Origin of the sequence: Paenibacillus pinisoli (assembly GCF_003605435.1) — a bacterium.
GTDB lineage: Bacteria > Bacillota > Bacilli > Paenibacillales > Paenibacillaceae > Pristimantibacillus > Pristimantibacillus pinisoli.
On record NZ_QXQB01000003.1, the window covers coordinates 29294 to 48904 of the forward strand.

17 protein-coding genes are annotated in these 19611 nt (G+C 54.6%); 1 reads left to right on the plus strand and 16 read right to left on the minus strand.

The window, feature by feature from the left end:
- Positions 1 to 53 precede the first annotated feature (53 nt).
- The 4 genes from D3P09_RS13625 to D3P09_RS13640 all read right to left on the minus strand — a co-directional run bounded on the left by D3P09_RS13625 (position 54) and on the right by D3P09_RS13640 (position 4017).
- Positions 54 to 905, minus strand: coding sequence for a MetQ/NlpA family ABC transporter substrate-binding protein (locus tag D3P09_RS13625; RefSeq protein ID WP_120110912.1), 852 nt, complete (start codon positions 903 to 905; stop codon positions 54 to 56).
- A gap of 40 nt (positions 906 to 945) precedes the next feature.
- A complete protein-coding gene (locus tag D3P09_RS13630) occupies positions 946 to 1647 on the minus strand; it encodes a methionine ABC transporter permease (RefSeq protein WP_243644165.1) in 702 nt (233 codons plus the stop codon).
- The gene (locus tag D3P09_RS13635; protein ID WP_120110914.1) at positions 1644 to 2651 is read right to left on the minus strand and encodes a methionine ABC transporter ATP-binding protein; all 1008 of its coding nucleotides are present in this window, start codon (positions 2649 to 2651) and stop codon (positions 1644 to 1646) included. Before D3P09_RS13635 ends, D3P09_RS13630 begins: the two co-directional genes overlap by 4 nt.
- 154 nt (positions 2652 to 2805) lie before the next feature.
- Positions 2806 to 4017 carry a GTP-binding protein gene (locus tag D3P09_RS13640; RefSeq protein ID WP_120110917.1) on the minus strand — a complete coding sequence of 404 codons (1212 nt, stop codon included), beginning with the start codon at positions 4015 to 4017 and terminating at the stop codon, positions 2806 to 2808.
- Positions 4018 to 4333: 316 nt separating this feature from the next.
- Here D3P09_RS13640 and D3P09_RS27675 point away from each other — a divergent pair, with 316 nt between their 5' ends.
- Positions 4334 to 4690, plus strand: coding sequence for a hypothetical protein (locus tag D3P09_RS27675; RefSeq protein WP_165867434.1), 357 nt, complete (start codon positions 4334 to 4336; stop codon positions 4688 to 4690).
- Here the strand turns inward: D3P09_RS27675 and D3P09_RS13650 are convergent.
- The 12 genes from D3P09_RS13650 to D3P09_RS13705 all read right to left on the minus strand — a co-directional run bounded on the left by D3P09_RS13650 (position 4677) and on the right by D3P09_RS13705 (position 19606).
- The gene (locus tag D3P09_RS13650; RefSeq protein ID WP_120110923.1) at positions 4677 to 5585 is read right to left on the minus strand and encodes a hypothetical protein; all 909 of its coding nucleotides are present in this window, start codon (positions 5583 to 5585) and stop codon (positions 4677 to 4679) included. The two genes, D3P09_RS27675 and D3P09_RS13650, sit on opposite strands and share 14 nt — an antisense overlap.
- A gap of 211 nt (positions 5586 to 5796) precedes the next feature.
- The gene (locus D3P09_RS13655) at positions 5797 to 6375 is read right to left on the minus strand and encodes a TetR/AcrR family transcriptional regulator (RefSeq protein WP_165867435.1); all 579 of its coding nucleotides are present in this window, start codon (positions 6373 to 6375) and stop codon (positions 5797 to 5799) included.
- Positions 6376 to 6774: 399 nt separating this feature from the next.
- Positions 6775 to 7554 carry a pirin family protein gene (locus D3P09_RS13660; protein WP_120110928.1) on the minus strand — a complete coding sequence of 260 codons (780 nt, stop codon included), beginning with the start codon at positions 7552 to 7554 and terminating at the stop codon, positions 6775 to 6777.
- Between the two features lie 74 nt (positions 7555 to 7628).
- Complete coding sequence (locus tag D3P09_RS13665; protein WP_120112427.1) at positions 7629 to 8018, minus strand: DoxX family protein; 390 nt, start codon at positions 8016 to 8018, stop codon at positions 7629 to 7631.
- Positions 8019 to 8784: 766 nt separating this feature from the next.
- A complete protein-coding gene (locus tag D3P09_RS13670) occupies positions 8785 to 9000 on the minus strand; it encodes a hypothetical protein (RefSeq protein ID WP_120110931.1) in 216 nt (71 codons plus the stop codon).
- Between the two features lie 27 nt (positions 9001 to 9027).
- A complete protein-coding gene (locus D3P09_RS13675; protein WP_120110934.1) occupies positions 9028 to 11919 on the minus strand; it encodes a polysaccharide lyase family 8 super-sandwich domain-containing protein in 2892 nt (963 codons plus the stop codon).
- Between the two features lie 283 nt (positions 11920 to 12202).
- Positions 12203 to 12379, minus strand: a complete 177-nt coding sequence (locus tag D3P09_RS13680; RefSeq protein WP_120110936.1) for a beta-galactosidase — start codon at positions 12377 to 12379, stop codon at positions 12203 to 12205.
- 119 nt (positions 12380 to 12498) lie between these two features.
- Positions 12499 to 13653: a glycoside hydrolase family 88 protein gene (locus D3P09_RS13685; RefSeq protein WP_207892496.1), complete on the minus strand. Its 1155-nt coding sequence runs from the start codon at positions 13651 to 13653 to the stop codon at positions 12499 to 12501.
- A 185-nt stretch (positions 13654 to 13838) separates the two neighbouring features.
- The gene (locus tag D3P09_RS13690; RefSeq protein ID WP_120110940.1) at positions 13839 to 15419 is read right to left on the minus strand and encodes a response regulator transcription factor; all 1581 of its coding nucleotides are present in this window, start codon (positions 15417 to 15419) and stop codon (positions 13839 to 13841) included.
- Between the two features lie 6 nt (positions 15420 to 15425).
- Entirely contained in the window at positions 15426 to 17147 is a 1722-nt protein-coding gene (locus D3P09_RS13695) for a sensor histidine kinase (protein ID WP_165867436.1), read from the minus strand.
- Between the two features lie 119 nt (positions 17148 to 17266).
- Positions 17267 to 18634 carry an ABC transporter substrate-binding protein gene (locus D3P09_RS13700; protein WP_120110946.1) on the minus strand — a complete coding sequence of 456 codons (1368 nt, stop codon included), beginning with the start codon at positions 18632 to 18634 and terminating at the stop codon, positions 17267 to 17269.
- A 135-nt stretch (positions 18635 to 18769) separates the two neighbouring features.
- A complete protein-coding gene (locus D3P09_RS13705) occupies positions 18770 to 19606 on the minus strand; it encodes a carbohydrate ABC transporter permease (protein WP_120110948.1) in 837 nt (278 codons plus the stop codon).
- Between the last annotated feature and the right edge of the window lie 5 nt (positions 19607 to 19611).

The following is a 19611-nucleotide window of genomic DNA, read 5'->3' on the forward strand; positions in this document are numbered from 1 at the left end:
CCCTGCCTTCGCATGATGCGAAGGAGACGGCGGTCTGTATGCGGTCGGATATTCTAATCGAATGCCGGTATGACAGCGCCTTTATAGGTATCATTAATAAAGGTTTCAACCTCCGGCGATTTCAATGCCTTCACCAGCTTCTGAATAGCATCGCTGTCCTTGTTGTCCGGACGGACCGCCAGTATATTGACGTATGGCGAATTCTTGTCCTCGATAAACAGCGCATCCGCCGTTGGATTAAGATCCGCTTCAAGCGCGAAGTTGGTATTGATCGCCGCGATATCCACCTCGTCCAGCACCCGCGGCAGCGTCGCCGCTTCCAGCTCTGTAAACTTGAAGCCGCGCGGATTGCCCTTAATATCCGATACCGTCGCTTCGACGCCGGCGCTCTCATCCAGCTCGATTAATCCATGCTGCGCGAGCAGGATAAGCGACCGGCCGCCGTTGGTCGGATCGTTCGGAATGGCGATCTTGGCGCCGTCCTTCAATTCATCGATCGATTTGATTTTGCGGGAATACACCCCGAATGGCTCGATATGAACGCCGGCCGCTTTCACCAGATTGTAGCCGCGGTCCTTATTGAATTGAACCAGGTAGGGTTCATGCTGGAAGAAATTCGCATCCAGCTGCTTCTCGTACAGCTGCACGTTGGGCTGAATATAGTCGTTGAACTCCACAACTTCCAGCGCAACGCCCTGCTCCTTCAGCACGGGGATCAAATGGTTCAGAATGGCGGCATGCGGCACCGGCGAGACGCCAACCTTAAGCTTGACGGCCTCTCCTCCCGTCCCGGGGGCCGGCAAAGCAGCGCCCCCGCCACCATTGCCCGCTCCATTATTGCCGCAAGCCGCGAGCAGCATAGCCAGCAGCAAGAGCATCCCTATTCTCAGCGCATGTTTTCTCATCTGTAGGTTCACCTGTTTCTCTCAAGAGTGGTTGGAGCTGTTACCTTCGGCTGAACGCCTTGACCAGCATATCGCCCGCCGTTTGCAAGATTTGAACCAGAATAAGCAGCAGGGCGACCGTTACAATCATGACATCCAGCCGGAAACGCTGGTAGCCGAAGCGAAGCGCCAGGTCGCCTAAGCCGCCGCCGCCGATGACGCCGGACATGGCCGTATAGGAGACAAGCGTAACGGCTGTAATCGTAATCGCCGCGATCAGCCCGGTACGCGCCTCGCGCAGCAGCACATGCAGCACAATCATGCCCTTCGATGCGCCCATTGCCGTCGCCGCTTCGACAACTCCCTTGTCCACCTCCCGCAAGGAGGTCTCCACCAACCGTGCAAAGAATGGAGCGGCCGCAACGACCAGCGGCGGTATGGCGCCCTTCACGCCGATGGACGTACCGACGATCGTCTTCGTGAACGGCATAATCAGAATCATCAGGATGACAAAGGGAACCGAGCGCAGCACATTGACGATCACCGACAATAAGCCGTACAGCGCCCGATTCTGCAGCAGCTGCCCCTCCGAGAACAGAAACAGCACTATGCCGAGAAGCAGCCCCAGAATAACCGTGAACAGCAAAGAGAACGCGAGCATATATAAGGTTTCATTCGAAGCCTTGAAGATGTCATTCCACTGGATGTCCGAGAAAAAAGAAAACGGGGCAGCTCCGGCCATCTTCACGATCCCGTTTGTCATAGTCTGCTCACCTCAAGTCCCTGCTGGCCCAGCTCTTCAATGATGCGGTCGACCTCTCCGTCGCTGCCTCTGAGCTCCACAATAAGCTGCCCGTAAGGCACATCCTTCATCTTGGATACGGTGCCCTGCAATATCGCAAATGTCGCATCTGTCCGCCGAACGGTCTCATACAGGACAGGCTCATAGGTCTGCCCGCCGCGGAAGTGGATGCGCACCATCCTTCCTTGCGCGCGGTAAGCGTCGATTGCTTCGCTGCCGAACGCATCGGACACCTCGCTGACGAACTCTCTCGTCACACTATCCCTTGGGCTCAGGAATACATCCAGCACCGTACCGCTTTCTACAATCCGGCCATGGTCCATGACGGCGACGCGGTCGCATACCGCGCGAATGACGCCCATCTCATGGGTAATGAGCAGGATCGTAATGCCCATTCTCCGATTAATCTCCTTCAGCAGCGACAGGATGCTGTCCGTCGTCTGCGGGTCCAGCGCCGAGGTGGCCTCGTCGCAGAGCAGCACCTCTGGATCATTCGCCAGCGCCCTGGCGATGCCGACACGCTGCTTCTGCCCGCCGGACAGCTGCTTCGGATAATGATGCTGATACGCCGTCAGCCCCACCAGCTCCAGCAGCTCATCGACCCGAGGCTTAATGCGGCTGCCGCCAAGCTTCGCAATGCGAAGAGGAAAGGCGATGTTCTCTCTTACCGTGGCGGTCGTCAGCAGATTGAAGTGCTGGAAGATCATCCCGATCCGCTTGCGCTTCTCCTGCAGCGCCTTCTCCGTAAGCTCCGTCAGCTTGTCCCCGCCCACGATTACGGTGCCCCCGGTCGGCCGCTCCAGCAGATTGACGCTGCGAAGAAGCGTGCTCTTGCCCGCTCCGGAACGGCCGATTACGCCGAATATTTCTCCCTTCTCCACCTTCAGGTTAATGCCGCGCAAAGCGATGAAGGATGATTTTTTGCCGGTCTGGTATACCTTCTCGATGTCGATGAGATCAATCAACGGGAGCCCCCCTTTCTGCCCTATTTTTCATATTCGGCAACCATAATATTCATTGGGCAAGAACGGTAGGGCTAAGCAAATTAAACCATCAACGGGAAAGAGGCCAATCCGCTGGATGCGGACTAGCCTCTTAGCCTGCTGCATGGCAAAAACATTACATCGCATTCGGCATCGGATCGGCGAACGACTGCCAATCCACTGCCATCTCCCCTTCGGTCAGCAAACATGCGTCAAGTCCGGCAGTAATGCCGTCTCTGTCCATGCCGATCCCGATAAAAACAAGCTTGTTGGTCCGGTCGCCGTACTCCGGATTCCACTGGCGCGCAAGGTCGGGCTCCTCCCGCAAGATTGCCCTCTGCTCCGCTGCGGGAAGGGCAGCGACCCAATAGCCCGCCGGACCGAACTGCACAGATGGCCCCGCTTGGCTTAAGCTTTGTGCCACGTCGCTGCGCGTAGCCAGCCATACGATGCCTTTCGCCCGGACAACCTCAGGCGACCAGTCCTGCATCCAGTCCATCAGCCGGACCGGATGGAACGGCCTTGCACGCTCATAGACAAAGGAGGAGATGCCATATTCCTCTGTCTCCGGCGTATGGTGGGGCTTCGACAGCTCCTTCATCCAGCCGGCAGAGACGCTGGCTTCCTCGAAGTTGAACAGGCCAGTATTCAAAATGTCGGACGGCTTCACGCGGCCCTGCTCGGTACGAATCATACGCGCTCTAGGCTGAAGCTTGCGCAGAATGCCTTCCAGCTCCGCAAGTTCATCCTCCCCGACCAGATCACATTTGTTCAGCAGCAGCACATCGCAAAACTCGATTTGGTCCATCAGCAGATCGACCACATCCCGCGTATCTTCTTCTCCCACCGCCTCATTGCGGTCAAGCAGCGATTGTCCGGAGGAGAAGTCATGCCAGAACCGGTACGCGTCAACGACCGTTACCATGCAATCCAGCTGGCAGTATTGCGACAAATCAATGCCCAGCTCCTCATCGACGTAAGTGAACGTCTGTGCGACTGGAACCGGCTCGCCTACTCCAGTCGACTCGATCAGTATGTAATCGAACCGTCCTTCCTTCGCCAGCCGCTCTACCTCTTGCAGCAGGTCATCGCGGAGCGTGCAGCAGATGCAGCCGTTCGACATCTCCACCAGCTTCTCCTCCGTCCGGCTAAGTCCGCTGCCTCCCCTCACAAGATCGGCATCAATATTCACCTCGCTCAAATCATTGACGATCACGGCAACACGCAAGCCGTCCCTGTTGTTGAGCACATGGTTGAGCACAGTCGTTTTGCCCGAGCCCAGATAGCCGCTTAATACCGTTACCGGAAGTTTTTTCGAATGTCCAGATGCTAATTGTTCTTGAATCATGTTTGCAGCACTCTCCTTAATCGTAATCGTAATTATTACGATTATATGACTTGGACGAAGGAATAGCAAGTCTGAATTATATTCCAGAAGAAATCGGCTCTCCTCTTGCGATGAAAAAAGGCTGCCGGCCAGTTTTTGCGATGCCAGGGTTAGCCTGACCGGCAGCATAAGCGCCGCATAAGTTGGGCTGCGGCATAGCTTCTCTGACATCACCTGAATGCGGGCAGCCGCATAGAATACAAAAAAAAAGTCAGCACTCTTGTGCTAACTGCTCAAACTTTTGCCAAATTCATTTTAATAAAATTGGAGTGATATCATGTCATTTCTACCGCCATTCGGACCTCCCTTTGGGCCGCCAGGAGGACCACCGGGACCACCGGGACACGGTCCGGGCCCGACACCAGGCCCCCCAGGCCAGCAAATGGCGCCTACCTCGCCGCCGCCGTCATTCGTCCCGCAGCAGCAATCCGCATCCCTGCTGGCCGTTGACCCAGGCGCTATTCGCCGCTGCATGTTCCGCTTTACGTATATCTGGATGCATCACGGCCAGCAATTCTGGTTCTTTCCCGTATTTGTCGGACCGACTTCCGTTGCGGGCTTTAGGTGGACCGGTTTCTCCTGGATGTACACCGGCTTTGATCTGAGATCCATCCAATCCTTTACGTGTGTTTAAGGACGATCATCTTATCTTTGCAGATATATTTGAACTTCGTATTCAGTTTGTCTGGCCCAACCTTCTTGAGCAGCTTATAGACATGCTCGTTTAATTTTCTCACCTGTTTCGGAATCGGTACGCAAATATAGCCGGGATGTTGTCCATGGTCGCAGCACGGACAGCAGCCGCTTCTCGAAGCTGCGGCACCGGCAGCATGGTTGACCGCGGACGGAAGGACATCGGTTCCTCCCACAGCCACTAACGGAGCGCCGATAACATTCTCGCGAATGACTCTGCTTTGGCTGGCCACGTTGCATTGCGCGGCATTAATAAACGGGTTGCTTGCCGGAATGAACGGAAACATGAGGTTTTGCGGATCGTTGTTATGCCCCTCCCCAGGGTTCGATGGGTCGTTAATGGTGAAGCTGTCGGAATTGTTATTCAGGAACCGGCCAAACAGAACATGTCCCGCTTCATGCGCCAATGCATAGGTGTCGATAGCATCGTCGCTCATGACGCAATGGCCCGACAGGCGGAAATTCGCGGTGCTGACAAAATTGTCAAACTGCGGTCCCGCATTGCCGATCGCGCCTGAACTTAGAGTTGGCCCGCTCACATAGATAACATAGATCGCTACTGCATTGTTCACCGCCGCTTTCGTCTGCGAAATCAGATTGACAATTCGGGGATCGCCGATATTCGGGACGGTGCTGGCCACCAATGTAACGTCATCCCGAAAAATAACCTGCAAGGAGTTGAAATTGATATTGCAGCTTACGCCAGGGAAAAAACCTGTGCTCCATGCCGCTGTGGCTCGCGCAATATCGTTCGCTACCCTTGCCTGACGCAGCTCGGCCGTATCGCTTGACCTTGCGCCTCTTGTGAATACACTAACTACATCAACTGTCGCCATTCATAAACCGCCTCCTCCAAAATTCCAAGAATTAAGGGTTGTACAATATTAGAAGATGCAGCAGGTTCACGAATGGCTTGGACAAACAGACACGGCATCCAACAGTTTCTGCAAAAAAAAGCTTAACCGGGCAAGCTGCCCGGTTAAGCTTATTTGAAGGTTGCCGTTGTTATATTCCGCTAAAGCGGCCCATCATGTTTCATTCATCCCATTATTTCTGGATTCCCCTGGTGAAGATACGAAATGCCGCCATCAATTGATCTCCAAGATTCGTTTTGGCTCCGCTTGTACACCAATCCACTAATGTGCCCTTGTATAGTTTCAGCGCTGTCTGCGCCATTTCTTCAGCCGGAATGTCTTCGGTCAGCTCGCCCGCTTGCTGGGCTTTTTGAAAGATCAGCTTTAAGGCATCCACCTTGGCTTGCATGCTGCCTTGGACCGTTCCCTCCGAGCCTGCCGACAAGAGCTGCTGGAAGGATACGCGCACCAGATTCCGGTTATCATTGAACGAATCTCCCATATCCTTGACCAGTGTCAAAATCTTGGGCGTATAGGGGGCCTCCGCCCTCTCGCTGATTTGGGTAAGCTCGCTGAAAAACAGCGCCTTTTGAATGCGGATTAATACCTCATCTTTTGTACGGAAATAATTAAAAAATGTGCCCTTTGCAACACCAGCTAATTCGGTAATGCCAGCTACAGTCGTTAGATCATAGCCTTTGGTGGAAAACAATTGATAGGCAGCTTCAATAATATTTTCTTCCGTTACGCGCTTCTTCTCTTCCCGATTCACACATACAGCCTCCCTGTCCATCTTCATTGTAACATGAGCATGGCTCTTTCCATACCTGTCAATTTCAAAAGTTGACTACTGGTCATATTTTTTCTTATAATAAAGTCAGCAGCTATGCTTAAGGCATTCCTTTCGCTGCGGGTATCGAAAAACTTATCATTGGATCATAATAAAAGAGGTGTTCCCTATGTACAGCCGATTTTATAAAAATATGAGGCATAATAATGTGGTCAGACAGAAGCTTGGCATGCCGCCGATCCGGATGTCGTGGCTTGGATATTTCAGAAGCTTGTGTTTCTTCAAATAAGGCCAGATCCATAGAGAAAGCCCGGAGGCATCGATCACGAATCGATGTTCCGGGCTTTTATTGATACGCAGACTGGAGCAGCAGTCGCTCTTTTAGCGTTTCGGATAAAGGGGATAATCTACGGCTGGCGGCACGTCGATCAGAATGAGCCTGAGCGGCTCTTCTTCTCCGGCCTTGATCGTAATCTCATGATCATCATCGGCTCTCGCCACGATAAAGTCTCTGGGCTTGAACGGAGTCGATGTCCTGCCCTCTCCTTCCCCTTCGAGCCACGTGCCTCCTCCGCGTATGGCAAGTGCCGTCAATGCTCGGCCGCCCGTTGCCGGATGCCTGTATTCCTTGCCTGCATCAACGATAACATCCCACATTTGCGCGTCGACTGTAATCGAGACAGGCGAGTCTCCGCCAATGATCGTCTTCTTCAAGTATCCGTCTCCCGATTGCTCTGGGAATTGCTCGTGCTCGTACTGGTTGTACGTCGGCTTCATCTGGAGCGCCTTGTCGATATGCGGCTCAAACCAGATTTGGAAGCCTTCCATGTCCGGTCCGATGAACCTCTCCTCATGGCTGACGCCCGATCCTGTCTGCATCAGCTGCACGCCGCCTGGTCCCACCGTGCTGCGTGTCCCCAGCGTATCGCCATGCTGTGCCTGGCCGGAGATGACATAAGTCATAATCTCGAATGCCTGATGGGGATGAAGCGGAATGCGGCCTTCGACTGCCGACTTCGCCCAAGCCCAGTAGAATAGCGGTCCAACCCGCTTGATTGCGGAGCCTTCTCCGGAGAAGGCGATTGGCTTCTGCTCCGTAATAGTGCCGCCGTCGAAGGCGCCGATCGCTTGAAGCGCAGGTCCATATACCATGGTTTGCATGATGTTTCCCTCCAGTGGAAAATGTTTATTTGTACCCATCTGTCCTCTGCCCGTTCATAAAATTCTCTCTCCGATTACCAGCTGCCGATGGCGTATGCTCCCGGTCCGATCAGCGCTAGTCCAACAGCGGCAGCAATAAGAATCAAATTGTACTCCATGCCGTTTTTCGTCATCCACAATCCGTTTTGGCCATGAACCGTAACGATCGCTCCAATCATCGGAATGATGATCATAGCAGCAGCAACCGGCATCCACAGGCCGAGCGCAAGCAATATACCGCCGATCACTTCGAACAGTCCGATCACTACAGCCAATAAAGCACCCGGCTTGACGCCGATGGATTCGAACCACCCGCCTGTTCCCTTCAGTCCGGGCCCGCCGAACCAGCCGAATAGCTTCTGGGCTCCATGCCCCGCAAAAATCAAACCGATTACCACTCTCATAATAAGCAATCCAGTATCCATATTCATTCTTCATTCTCCTCTATTTTAAAATTCTTTAAATTAAGATGTTTGTTATAAAATTCCGCTTAACAGCCGCTATGGATCATTCTATATGATTTTCGGAGAAAAGCACCTATTCTGCGGCTTTCCGATATCCGTATTTCACGCTAATCCCCGGTATCGATTGTTTTTCTAGCGGGTACATGGCAGAACGATAAACATCCGTACCAAATAGTCCTGCCTTCTCTCATGCGTATCCCTCGCTTTCGTTTTGGTTCATATCATTTATCTTAAATTTAAGATATATGATTTCGAGAGAAGTGTCAAGCCTTTTCTGAAATAATGGCTGTCTATTCAAGTGAATAAGCCATGCCGCCGATTGATGCGGCGGCTGGCTTATGATTGGAGAGGCATAACCGAGTTTCTCGGCTTTCAGCTTCACTTTCCGCTCGGAGCTGCCAGCTAAGCCGAGTTTCTCGGCCTACAGCTCCACTTTCCGCTCAGAGCTGCCAGCTAAGCCGAGTTTCTCGGCCTACAGCTCCACTTTCCGCTCAGAGCTGCCAGCTAAGCCGAGTTTCTCGGCCTATAGCTTCACTTTCCGCTCGGGGCGGCCTGCTATGCCGAGTTTCTCGGCTTGCAGCTTCACTTTCCGCTCGGGGCAGCCAGCTAAGCCGAGTTTCTCGGCCTACAGCTCCACTTTCCGCTCGGAGCTGCCAGCTAAGCCGAGTTTCTCGGCCTACAGCTCCACATTCCGCTCGGGGCGGCCAGTTAAGCAGAGTTTCTCGGCCTACAGCTTCACTTTCCGCTCGGGGCGGCCTGCTATGCCGAGTTTCTCGGCTTGCAGCTTCACTTTCCGCTCGGGGCGGCCAGCTAAGCCGAGTTTCTCGGCTTTCAGCTTCACTTTCCGCCCGGGGCGGCCTGCTATGCCGAGTTTCTCGGCTTTCAGCTTCACTTTCCGCTCGGGGCGGCCAGCTAAGCCGAGTTTCTCGGCTTTCAGCTTCACTTTCCGCCCGGGACGGCCAGCAAACCTTTACTTCGTAAACCGGACGGTAAACGTCCGCCCTTTCGCTCCCGCCACATTGACGGTTAATTTGATGGATGTCGATACTTGCTGCACGGTTATGCCCGGGTCGCTCGAATCAAGCGTCCACCCCGCCCTGCTCAGCTCCATCGAGATGGAAGCTTGGCGCTGCGTCGGATCGGACACCGCAATGACAAGCTCGCTGTCCGTCTCCTTCACAACGGCTGAAGCCGGCCCCCGCGCGGCGATTCCGTCTACCACGGCGGATGCCCAATAGTTGATCGCCGTCAGGCCAAGCGTATGCTCCCTTACCGATTGTACGCTTGTGCCGTTGCTCAGCACGGTAATATCGGGCGATTCGCTATAGCTTTGCGTTGCTGCGGCATCCGCATTAGGGAGCAGCACATAGGAGTAATGGCCGATATTCGGATTCGCTCCATGCGGGAATGCCAGACTCGTGTATTCCCTGGTGACCGAGGCCGAAGATCCTCCGCTGTTCACCGCGCTCCAAGTACCTGTACGCGACTCACGTTTTCCTTGCAGCACAGCCGGTCTCGGGAAATAGTAGCCGATATCCCCTTTGCCGTCGCCGCTCAGATGCGCCCATGTTACATCGGACCATTGCGCATTCCAGCCCGGCTGCACCGGCTGAACCGTTCCGTTCACCGTCAGCGCCTGTCCGCCGGACTGCACCTTCCGGTTTTCTACGATCGTCTCTACCGGACGTCCGTCTCCGCCCGTAATGCCGGTGCCTATTGCCACAATTTCATTATCAAAGAAGAACCATGACTTCTTGCCCGTGAGCGAGCTGTTCTCCATATCAAGCTCCATGCCCGCCGCCCCGTACAGTCCTGCAAGCGTTGCTCCGCCCGCCCAAGGCTTGGAGCTGAAATAATATTTCCAATCCGTTAGCGGCGCCGTCGCATAATCCGTTGTAATGCCAGGCAGCCGAAGCATATCCACCGTCGCCCAGTATCCGTCGCTGAATTGCTTTAAATCGTTATTGTACAGAAAGATTACGCCATTGCCGGTATGCCATGGCTTCTTATTCTCGCCGTTGCCGTACTCGTAGCTGGCAATGCGGCTTGAAGACATGCTCACGCCTGCGGCGAAGCCCGGCCGGGCATGGACGACGCGGTCCATGGCCGCGAACACCTTGTTCCGGCTGGCCTCTTGCTCCGGCAGGACACCTGGATCATTCAGCAGCTGCTTAAGTCTGGCAATATCGTATACGCTTAAGCCGACATAATAATTGTCGAAGGACGTATCCTGCTGAAGCCAGTTTTTCAGAACGGACTTGATGCGGACTCCCTCAGCGGCCGGCGCAGACTGGGCCAGCCGGAGCATGCTGCGGATGGCGCCGCGCCCAGTCGTATGGTCGGTCGACAGCTCCCGCGAGATAGCCCTTCCCCGCACCATATCCATCATGGCTCCTTTGTACATCAGCGGCTCGAAGGAATCCTCAATCCAACGGTACACATTGCCCGCCTCCGGATCGTCAGGCATCCAAGGGGATTGATGCAGCAGGTCGAATAAATCGCCCAGACGGTCTATCAGCACCGTCCCATAGCTTCCCGTGTAGGCGATATACCCGTGCTGGACGAATGAGCCGTCCCTGTAAAAGCCGTCCCCTTGCGTCACATAACGAAACACGGGACTGAGCGCGTTCTTGGCTTGAGCCAGCTTGGTAGCGGATTGTCCTGTCGCTCCGCGCAGCGCAACGACGAACACCTTGTCCGCCAGATTGGCGCCGGTCTCGACCAGGCTTGGCTGAACGGTCCTTCGCGCCGGATCGGGTACAAAACGGTCAATTGCCCGATTGAAATTCCCGAGCTGCTCTGAAGACAGGCTGCCATAAAGCAAGACCGCAATATCATTCAAATGCTGGGGCGAGCCAATCTCCCAATCCCACCAATTCTTATAAGGAGACACGGTCTCGTTATACCGTTTCGCATACATCCAATCAAGCGCAGATAACAGATCCTGAAGCAAGACCGGGTTGCCGTTCAGCGGCGAGCCTGATGTCGCATAAGCAAGGGCCATGTCCCTCAGCCGGCCGTACGCCCCGGTAACATGGGCGGATTCCGTCGTACTGGACAGATCGCTCCAAAGGAAGCTGCGAACGCTTTGCTTGTTCATCGTATCCCAAAATCCGCTGCCGCCGCTATTGCTCACCCGGCTTGCCATTGCGCCTACAGCAGCGTTCATATCCGCATCGGCAGAATTGTAATAGGCGTTGCCCGTCAATTGCTGCAGGCGCTTCTCCCGCAACGCGCCGAACAGTGACGGATCGACGGGCGGCTGGGAGCCGCCGCCGCTGATGGATACGGCATCGAACCAGGCTGTTCCCGTAGCGCTTTCATAAAACAATTCGATTTTGACTCGCGTCACATTCGCTGGAATAACAAGCTGCAGCGTCTGCTCCGTCCATCCGGTCGTTCCCTTGACCGGGGCCGATGCCGGACCATCGCTTATTTTCACATTGGCGCTGTTCAAGTATTGCGTCCTAATAAACGCGCCGCCATTCGGTAATGCGGATTGCAGCGCCTCCGTCTTGATCCATCCGCTTAACAGATATGTTTCTCCCGGCACAACCTCGACGGTCTGCAGCACATCCCCCCGCGCCGCAGCCTCAGCGCTGATCCGGAGCGATCGCGCCCCTTCGTAATAGACCGAAGTGTCGACGGCTAGCTGGGGCGATCCCGCCGGCACCCAGTGGGTCCAATAGGCAGGCTGGGAGCCCTGCCAGTAACCGCTTGCCGACTGCACCGTCTCGAATCCGCCATTCTGCACTACTGCCCCCGCTGCCTCCGCGACGGACCGGCCCGCTTGCGGAAGCGCACCCGCGATTAAGGCTACCGATAATAGAATACTTGCCATATAACGCAGCCATACGTTCATGCTTGCATTCCTCCCTTTACCATTATGTAAGCGCTAACATAAATAGGTTTGAGAAAACTATACCCTGCTCGATTTTGGAAGGGAGGGGAGATTTTTGACTTTGTTGTGCGATTTTTTGCCACAGCAGCAAGAGGCGCTCGCCGGATCGAAGCTTTGCTTCCTCCAGCGAGCGCCGCCAACTTAGTGAAGTACCCTGCCTGCTATAGAACCGTCAGGCGAACCTCCCGTGGCGCTGCGCCCAGCTCATCGAAGATGAGCAGTTCATGATGCTCCCGCAGCTTATCTATCGGGATTTTATAAGTCCGGGAGCCTCTTCATGCCAATTCCAGGGGATATACGTCTCGACCGTATTGCAGCCAGCGAGCAGCACCTTGTCCAGCAGCTCGGTCCACTCGCCTCTTGTCAGCCGGTAATAATGGACGGCAGCGGAGCGGATGAACAGGCGCCGCCCCCCGATCATCCAGCTATGCCGGTCATACGTGATTTTTTTGTCCCCATATGCCCCTTCAGCCGCCCTGCTTGATCACGTCAGTCACTGATCCTTCTGGTCAGTCACGATTGTGCTTTCATGCCGTCCGCTCATGCTCGGCCTCCCCGATCCGCTTGCGGCGGATACCAATATCCGCGAATGCCGCGTTCCAGTCTCATTAAAGCCTCCAGATAATAATAGTCGCCCCAGATAATGAAGTCATCCGGCGCAATGTTGCCCCTGACATAATACGAGCCATGTCTCAGAAGTCCTTCCGCCTCAGGATCGCCCATCGTCGAATACCGCTCGATTAACGAATCGATGGAAGCCGTTAAGCCTGACCAAAGCTCGCTCCTATCGGAATCGTCCGCAGGCAGATGCTCCAACAGCTCCTGCAGGCCGGCGGCGACGATCGCGGAGGCCGAGCTGTCCCGGTAAGTATCCGGACAGACAGGGGCATGGAAGTCCCAATAAGCGACATGATCCTCCGGCAAGCGGCGCAGAAAATAAAGCGCCATCCGCTTCGACGTATCCAAATAGGCTTGGTCGCCCGTATAGCGGTAAGCCAGCGCAAAGCCGTATACGCCCCACGCCTGCCCGCGCGTCCAGGTGGAGCCGTTGCTGTAGCCCTGATGCGTCGTGCCTCCGATCGGCTCGCCATTCTCTTGATTGAATATAAAAGTATGATAAGAACTGTCGTCACCGCGTACCAGATAGCGTCTTGTCAACTCCGCTTGCCTTACGGCAGCTTGACGGAAGCGCTCCTCGCCGGTCTCATTCGCAGCCCAGAAGAGCAGCGGCAGATTGAGCAGGCAATCGATAATGATGCGGCCGCCTTGCGCCTCATCGCCGGCCGGCCCCCAGGCTTGAATGTACCCGCCGCCTGCCTCCCGCCAGCGCTCCATCAGCTTATCCGCCGCGCGCAGCGCAAGCTCACGGGCATCCTCATGGCCCAGCACGAACCATTCCGCCTTCGCCGACAACGAATACAGGAAGCCGATATCGTGATGGTCCAGCACAGTATTATGCTCCAGCCTTTGACGGAAGCTCTCTGTCACCTTCCGAGCCGCATCGGCAAATGCCCCATCGCCGCTATATTCATAGCACAGCCACAGCATTCCCGGCCAAAAGCCGTTCGTCCAATCCTCGTTTTCAATACGTTCATAGGGGCCCCCGCCGCTTCCGACATGAGGAAACTTCCCGCCAAAGGCATCCATATTCCGTCTGACTCTTGCGACGGCATCCTCAATAGCCTGCTTGCGCATTCTCATCACTCTCCCAAGCTTTCCCGTTTGCTCAGCATTGTACCGTTTCCGCGCTCCGCGACCTAGGGCGTATTTTTGCTCCGATGTGCACTATTTTGATCCTGCATGCAACATGCGCCGTATACCGCCTATCTATTGCATTCTATGAGGCAAGGAGGGCAAAAAAATCCCGGAAGACCGGAAAATTATTTTTCCCGATACTCCCGGGGCGTTGTGCCCATATATTTTTTGAAAACCTTGGAGAAATAGGTGCGGTCCGAATAGCCGAGCTTCAGCGCTACCATCTCGACCGATTCTTCTCTCTGCTCCAGCATGCGGGCCGCTACTCCCATCTTGTGGCGATGCAAGTAATCGGTAAAGTTCTCTCCCGTCAGCCGCTTGAAATAGCGGGAGAAGTAGCTGGAGTTGAGGCAAAGATGATTGGCCGCATCAATTGATGTAATATTGTCGAACAAGTGGTCTGCGATGTAATGGTCGATTTCTTGCAGCTTGGGCTCCTTGTTGACGCCTTCCTCTTCTGCCGCGCGAATATCCAGCAGCCGCTCCAGCCTCCAGCGGAGCATGCCCATCGTATCTTCCAGCGTCCCCGTTCCCTGCAGGCAGGCATAATATTGCTCGCTGACCGTATGCGGCGCATATTGCAGCTCCAGCAGACGCAGCAGCTGCACGGTGAACTGGATTAGCTCCGCAGAGTCGATCCCGCGGCTGCGCGCAGTCTCGGCCGCGCTCTCCAGGCTGTACAGAAGCTTGCTCCGGTCACTCTCCCGTACGGCGTCGGAGATTTCCCGCTTCTGCTGCTCCAGGAAGCTGCCAAGCGGATAGAGGAAGGGTTCTTCCTTGCTCCCAGACCAGGACAACAGCGCGCCCGGAACGTAATAGCTTCTCTCCTTGAGCCGCAGCAGCCGCTTGTAAGCCGGCCCGATATCGCCCGCCTCAAGCTTGCTCGGACCGCACAGCATCCGCACTTGCACCTGCAAGTATTGGCTGCACCGCTCCTGCACTTCCTTTAGATAGTCCTGCATCCGCTGCTCATAATTGACCGTCAGGGAAGGCTTGTAATTATGCAAAGCGACCAGCCCGCTCTCTTCGTCGAATACCGTAATGCCCTCATAGCCTTTGGCTACCTCGCTGGCAATATTGTAGACCGAATACCGGATGAGATGGATGTCCTTCGCTTCATAGCGCGGAAGCAGCGAGGCGTATTCCAGCATGCCTAGCGCCAGCATATAGGATGGATAATGCCATGCGATGCCAAGCCGCTTCGCCGCCGCAATATGAGCTCCCGTATCTCCGCCCTTCACCAGCTGGCGGAACAAAGAGAGCTTCAGCACATCGGCATTGCGGAGCAGATCATCGCGGTAGGAGATTTGGTCCGGCAGCTGGACGGCGGAGCGGAGGCTTTGGACACAGCCCCGCAGGCTGGCCTCCAGCTGCTCCGACGTCAGCTCGTCCTTGATCAGATAATCATTGGCGTTCAGCGTCAATGCCTTCTTCGCATAATAGAAATCTTCATGGCAGGTCAGGAAGATGATGCGCGTCTCGGGGCTTTGCCGCTTGAACTCAGCCGCCAGCTCCAGGCCGTTCATCTTCGGCAGGCCGATATCGGATATGACGATATCCGGCTTCAGCTCGCGGAACAGCTGAAGCGCCTTGACGCTGGAGTACGTATCGCCGCAGACCTGCAGTCCAAGCTCCTTCCAATCGATCAGCTGGCGCAAATATTTGAGCATCGGCACATCATCGTCAATGAGCATTACTTTGTACATCTTAAGTCACACTCCCCTTTCCGCAGGCGATCCATTCTCCGGTATTCGAATCTCGGCCACTATGCCGCTCTCCCGGCCTCTGGCAAGCTTAAGCTCCGCCTTTGAACCGTAAGCCAGCTGCAGGCCCTGATAGACGCTAATAAGGCCGACCCGCTCATAGGATGCATGCTCGGACGCCTCCAGCGGGTCGAACAGCTTGTTCAAATTCGCAAGCTTCTCGTCCGGCATGCCGCCGCCGTTATCCGTCAGTGAAATGACAACTATGCCCGACTCTTCCTCACGGCGAACCGTAATCCCGATGCGGGCCTCTTCCTCCAGCTCCGCAAAGCCGTGCACAATCGCATTCTCCGCCAAAGGCTGCAGCAGCAGCTTCGGAAGCATCACATCCTCCAGCTCCGCTGGAATATCGGTCACGAATGCGATGTGCCTGTCATTGCGCATCTCCATGATCTCGATGTAATGCTGCAGCAGCTGGCATTCCTTCTTCACTGTAGAGGGCTCATTCACCTTCATATACGCGCGCAGCAGGCTCATAAGCGCATCAATCTTCATGCTGTGCTCGCGGTCGTTCTGGACGGCAAGGCTGCATTTGATTGAATTAAGCGTGTTCAGCAAGAAATGCGGCCGGATCTTGGAGAAGATTGCCTGCATCTCCATAACCCGCTTCTGCTCCTGCTCCTGCTCGATATCGGCAATCAGCTGATTGATCCGATCCAGCATATCGTTCAGCGTACCGCCCAGGGCATTAATCTCATCCTTGCCCCTGACCGGATAGCGCACGGTGTAGTTGCCTTCGCCGAATTGACGTGCAACCGCTTCCAACTTGCGAATTGGACGGTGCAAGCCTCTGGCCATCAGCAGCGACAGCAGGTAGAAGCAGGCGACGAAGGCCACGATCAGCATAGCGCTGGCAAAATAGGTTTTGGAGATTTGGCCAAGCACATTTTGTTCCGGCAGATCATAGATGAGCCGCCAGTTCGTTCTCGATATGGTCACCTCGCTGCGGACGGAGCTGATCTGATCCTCCTCCAGCAGAGACGCATCCCCGGCAATCAACGCGCCTTTGGTGTCAAGCAGCGCATAGGAGCCTGAGCTGGTCTGGCTGAACAGCTTCTCGAAGTATCCCTTGGAGATGCCAATGACGATCGAGGCCATATATTCATCAGCGCGGTAGTCGCGCATCGCTCTTGCCGCATAATAGTATTCATTCTCGCCTTGCCGCTCGCCATGCGCCATGCCGAGCCACTGGACACGTCCCGATATCGTCGTATCAAGCCCTTCCTTCACCTGATTCCAGTGATGCTCCAAATAGTCCATGCCCCCCGGGCTTTCCGCTGAGGGAATAATAAATCCGTCGGGATTGACCAGGAACATATGCAGCTCCGAGTTCAGCGCCTTCATCGATATCGGTCCAAAGCTGTCCTTCAGCGCGATATATTGCTCATAGTCATTATATTGCTCAATGCCCTTCATCGTCATAAAATGCTTCAGCCGGGGCCGAAGATTCGCATCCTGAATCATAAAGTCGGATGCAAATACGAGGTCATCCACCGTCTTGGCGATATCGCGCGCCATCACATTCAGCGTCCCCTGGTTGGAGGCGCGAATCTTATCGACAATATTGTTTTTTGTCGTATGGTAAGACAGCAGCGATACCGCTATAAGCGGCAGCAGCACCAGGATCAGGAACGAAAGCTGGATTCGCCTGTAGTATGAAAATTGAAACATGCCCATCCTCCTCCCGCCTATCCATTATACTGGCCGCCCTCTGTCATGAACAGAGAGATGAAAGGGAAAAGGGAACATCCGCATAAGGGATGTTCCCGGGCGCTGGAGAAGCCGCCTTCTTATTTGCTGTTCTTCTGAATCACTTTATTCGCTTCGTCAACCATCCACTTCTGAGCTTCATCAGCCGACTGGTTGCTAAGAATGAATTTGCTGAAGCCGTCTGTCAGAATCTGATCCAGCTCCTTGTCGTACGATACCACTACATTGGAAGCCGGCAGCGGCTTGATCTCATCCGTGAACAGCGTATACATCAGGGAATCCAGATCGTACAGCTCCTTGTTCTCCCCGATCAGGCGCTCGACAATCGGCTTCGCGTCGCCCTTGATCCAGCCCGGAAGCTCGATACGCGCTTCGCTTAGATTCGTTGAGATGAAACGCGCGAATTTGTAGGACTCTTCCTTATGCTTGGAGTTTGCCCCGATCGATACAAAGTTGCCGCCGATGAATACGGACGGATCTGCTCCCTCAGAAGGCAGCGGCACAGGCGCTATAGCCGTCTTGAAGGTATGCGGGTATTTCTCCGTATCGCCGATCTCCGAGATCATCCAGCTTCCCGTCAGCATCATCGCAGCCTTGCCGTCGAAGAACTCCGTGCGGTAAGCCAGCTTCGCGCCGATGACATCCGAGTAAGGCTTGGCCGATTTGTCTTCCGCTTCCATCGCGCGGCGAAGCTCGAAGAAGTATTTGAACGTAGGATCGCTAAAGTTGGTCTCGCCTTCCTCCGTCAAGAACGGATGGCGCATATTCACTTGCGCTGCAGGGTTCATGTACAGCGGCCAGCTATGGAAATAAGCTCCGTATTGCTTCGTGCCGTTGTTGTCCTTCGTCAGCTTTTTGGCATAGTCGCGGAAGTCGTCCCATGTCCAGCCTGCCTTCGGAACTTCCAGTCCCGCTTCATCCAGCGCATCTTTGTTGAGCACAATAAAGTTCGTGGTTGCATTGGTCTGAATGCCGTAATAGTTGTCGTTCATTTTAGGGTTAACCATATATTCTTCATCCGGCTTGAGGCCATCCGCCGCATAGAAATCGTTGAGCGGAGCTAGCACGCCATTCTGGGCGCGGGCGAACAATTCGGATGCGTTCGGGAAGGCGATCAGATCGACCTGCTCTTCAGAAGCGACAAGGAAGTCGAGCTTCTTCATCGTCTCCAGCGAGTTGCCCGGCACCAGCGAAACCGACTCGACGCGAATATTCGGATTCTCTGCCTCGAACTGCTTGATATATTCGGCAGTCGTCTGGGCCTGCACATCATTGTCCCAGTTGAAATACCGGATCGTTACTTTCTCTTGAGCCGCCGGCTCCGAGCTGGACTTCGGAGCGGTTGTGCCGCTGTTTCCTTTGCTGTCGCCTGTCGATGACGAGCATCCGGCCAATACCGTTACAGCAAGCAGGATGACGCTTAATAGCAATGTCGCGTGCTTCTTCATGTTATTTCCCCCTGAACATAAATTTGTTAGCGCTGCCGCGATTACATGACTGATTATATAGCCGCCGCTCTTAACGGGGTGTGTACAATTTGATTCTATACGTGCAAAGATTTGACTTTATCGCGGGACCGCCCGTTATCCCTTTACGCCGCCGAGCGAGATGCCTTTGATGACATGCTTTTGCAGCAGGATAAAGATAATGACCAGCGGAATGATCGCAGACAAGGAGGCCATCATCAGCACAGCGAAGTTGTCCGCATAGTCGTCGCGGAACAACTGGATGCCAAGCGTAATGGGATACAGCTTCTTGTCGAGCAGGAAGATCAGCGGATTCTGATAGTCATTCCAGGTCCAGATGAACTTGATAATGCCGACAGTCGCCAGAATCGGCTTGCACAGCGGCAATATGATCTTCCAGAAGATCGTGAAGTAACCCGCCCCGTCCATCTTGGCCGCTTCCAGAAAGTCATTATGGATGCTTGCCATGAACTGGCGCATCAGGAAGGTGAAGTAGATCGAGAACATGCCCATGACAATAAGTCCGGTATGTGTATTATACAGCCCAAGCCACTTCATCAACAGGAAGCGCGGTACCAGCGTCGCCTGTTCTGGAATAATCATGAACGACAGCAGCAGCGCAAAGACAAAGCCGCGTCCCCGGAATTGCATCTTGGTAAAGGCGAAAGCCGCCATGGAGCTGATGATCATCGTAATGGCCGTCATCAGAATAGCCAGCTTCAATGAGTTGAAGTAGAACAGGTGGAAGGGAACATTGCCCATCCATACTGCCTTGAAGTTGCCGACGGCGTTCCACGCCTGCGGGATCCACTGGATCGGGAAGGCCATAACATCCTTCTCATATTTGAACGCGGCGGAGATCATCCAGATCAGCGGCACAAGAAAGACTACCGAGAAGGCGCCCATAAGTACCGTCGTGATCAGCTTGGTTATCTTGTTTTTGGTCGTATGCATTGCTC

Coding starts and splice junctions, on each gene's coding strand:
- D3P09_RS13700 (WP_120110946.1), bottom strand. CDS start 18,634: ATGAAGAAGCACGCGACATTGCTATTAAGCGTCATCCTGCTTGCTGTA.
- D3P09_RS27675 (WP_165867434.1), top strand. CDS start 4,334: ATGTCATTTCTACCGCCATTCGGACCTCCCTTTGGGCCGCCAGGAGGA.
- D3P09_RS13695 (WP_165867436.1), bottom strand. CDS start 17,147: ATGTTTCAATTTTCATACTACAGGCGAATCCAGCTTTCGTTCCTGATC.
- D3P09_RS13685 (WP_207892496.1), bottom strand. CDS start 13,653: ATGCGCAAGCAGGCTATTGAGGATGCCGTCGCAAGAGTCAGACGGAAT.
- D3P09_RS13665 (WP_120112427.1), bottom strand. CDS start 8,018: ATGGATACTGGATTGCTTATTATGAGAGTGGTAATCGGTTTGATTTTT.
- D3P09_RS13650 (WP_120110923.1), bottom strand. CDS start 5,585: ATGGCGACAGTTGATGTAGTTAGTGTATTCACAAGAGGCGCAAGGTCA.
- D3P09_RS13690 (WP_120110940.1), bottom strand. CDS start 15,419: ATGTACAAAGTAATGCTCATTGACGATGATGTGCCGATGCTCAAATAT.
- D3P09_RS13675 (WP_120110934.1), bottom strand. CDS start 11,919: ATGAACGTATGGCTGCGTTATATGGCAAGTATTCTATTATCGGTAGCC.
- D3P09_RS13625 (WP_120110912.1), bottom strand. CDS start 905: ATGAGAAAACATGCGCTGAGAATAGGGATGCTCTTGCTGCTGGCTATG.
- D3P09_RS13680 (WP_120110936.1), bottom strand. CDS start 12,379: ATGATCGGGGGGCGGCGCCTGTTCATCCGCTCCGCTGCCGTCCATTAT.
- D3P09_RS13630 (WP_243644165.1), bottom strand. CDS start 1,647: ATGACAAACGGGATCGTGAAGATGGCCGGAGCTGCCCCGTTTTCTTTT.
- D3P09_RS13660 (WP_120110928.1), bottom strand. CDS start 7,554: ATGCAAACCATGGTATATGGACCTGCGCTTCAAGCGATCGGCGCCTTC.
- D3P09_RS13640 (WP_120110917.1), bottom strand. CDS start 4,017: ATGATTCAAGAACAATTAGCATCTGGACATTCGAAAAAACTTCCGGTA.
- D3P09_RS13705 (WP_120110948.1), bottom strand. CDS start 19,606: ATGCATACGACCAAAAACAAGATAACCAAGCTGATCACGACGGTACTT.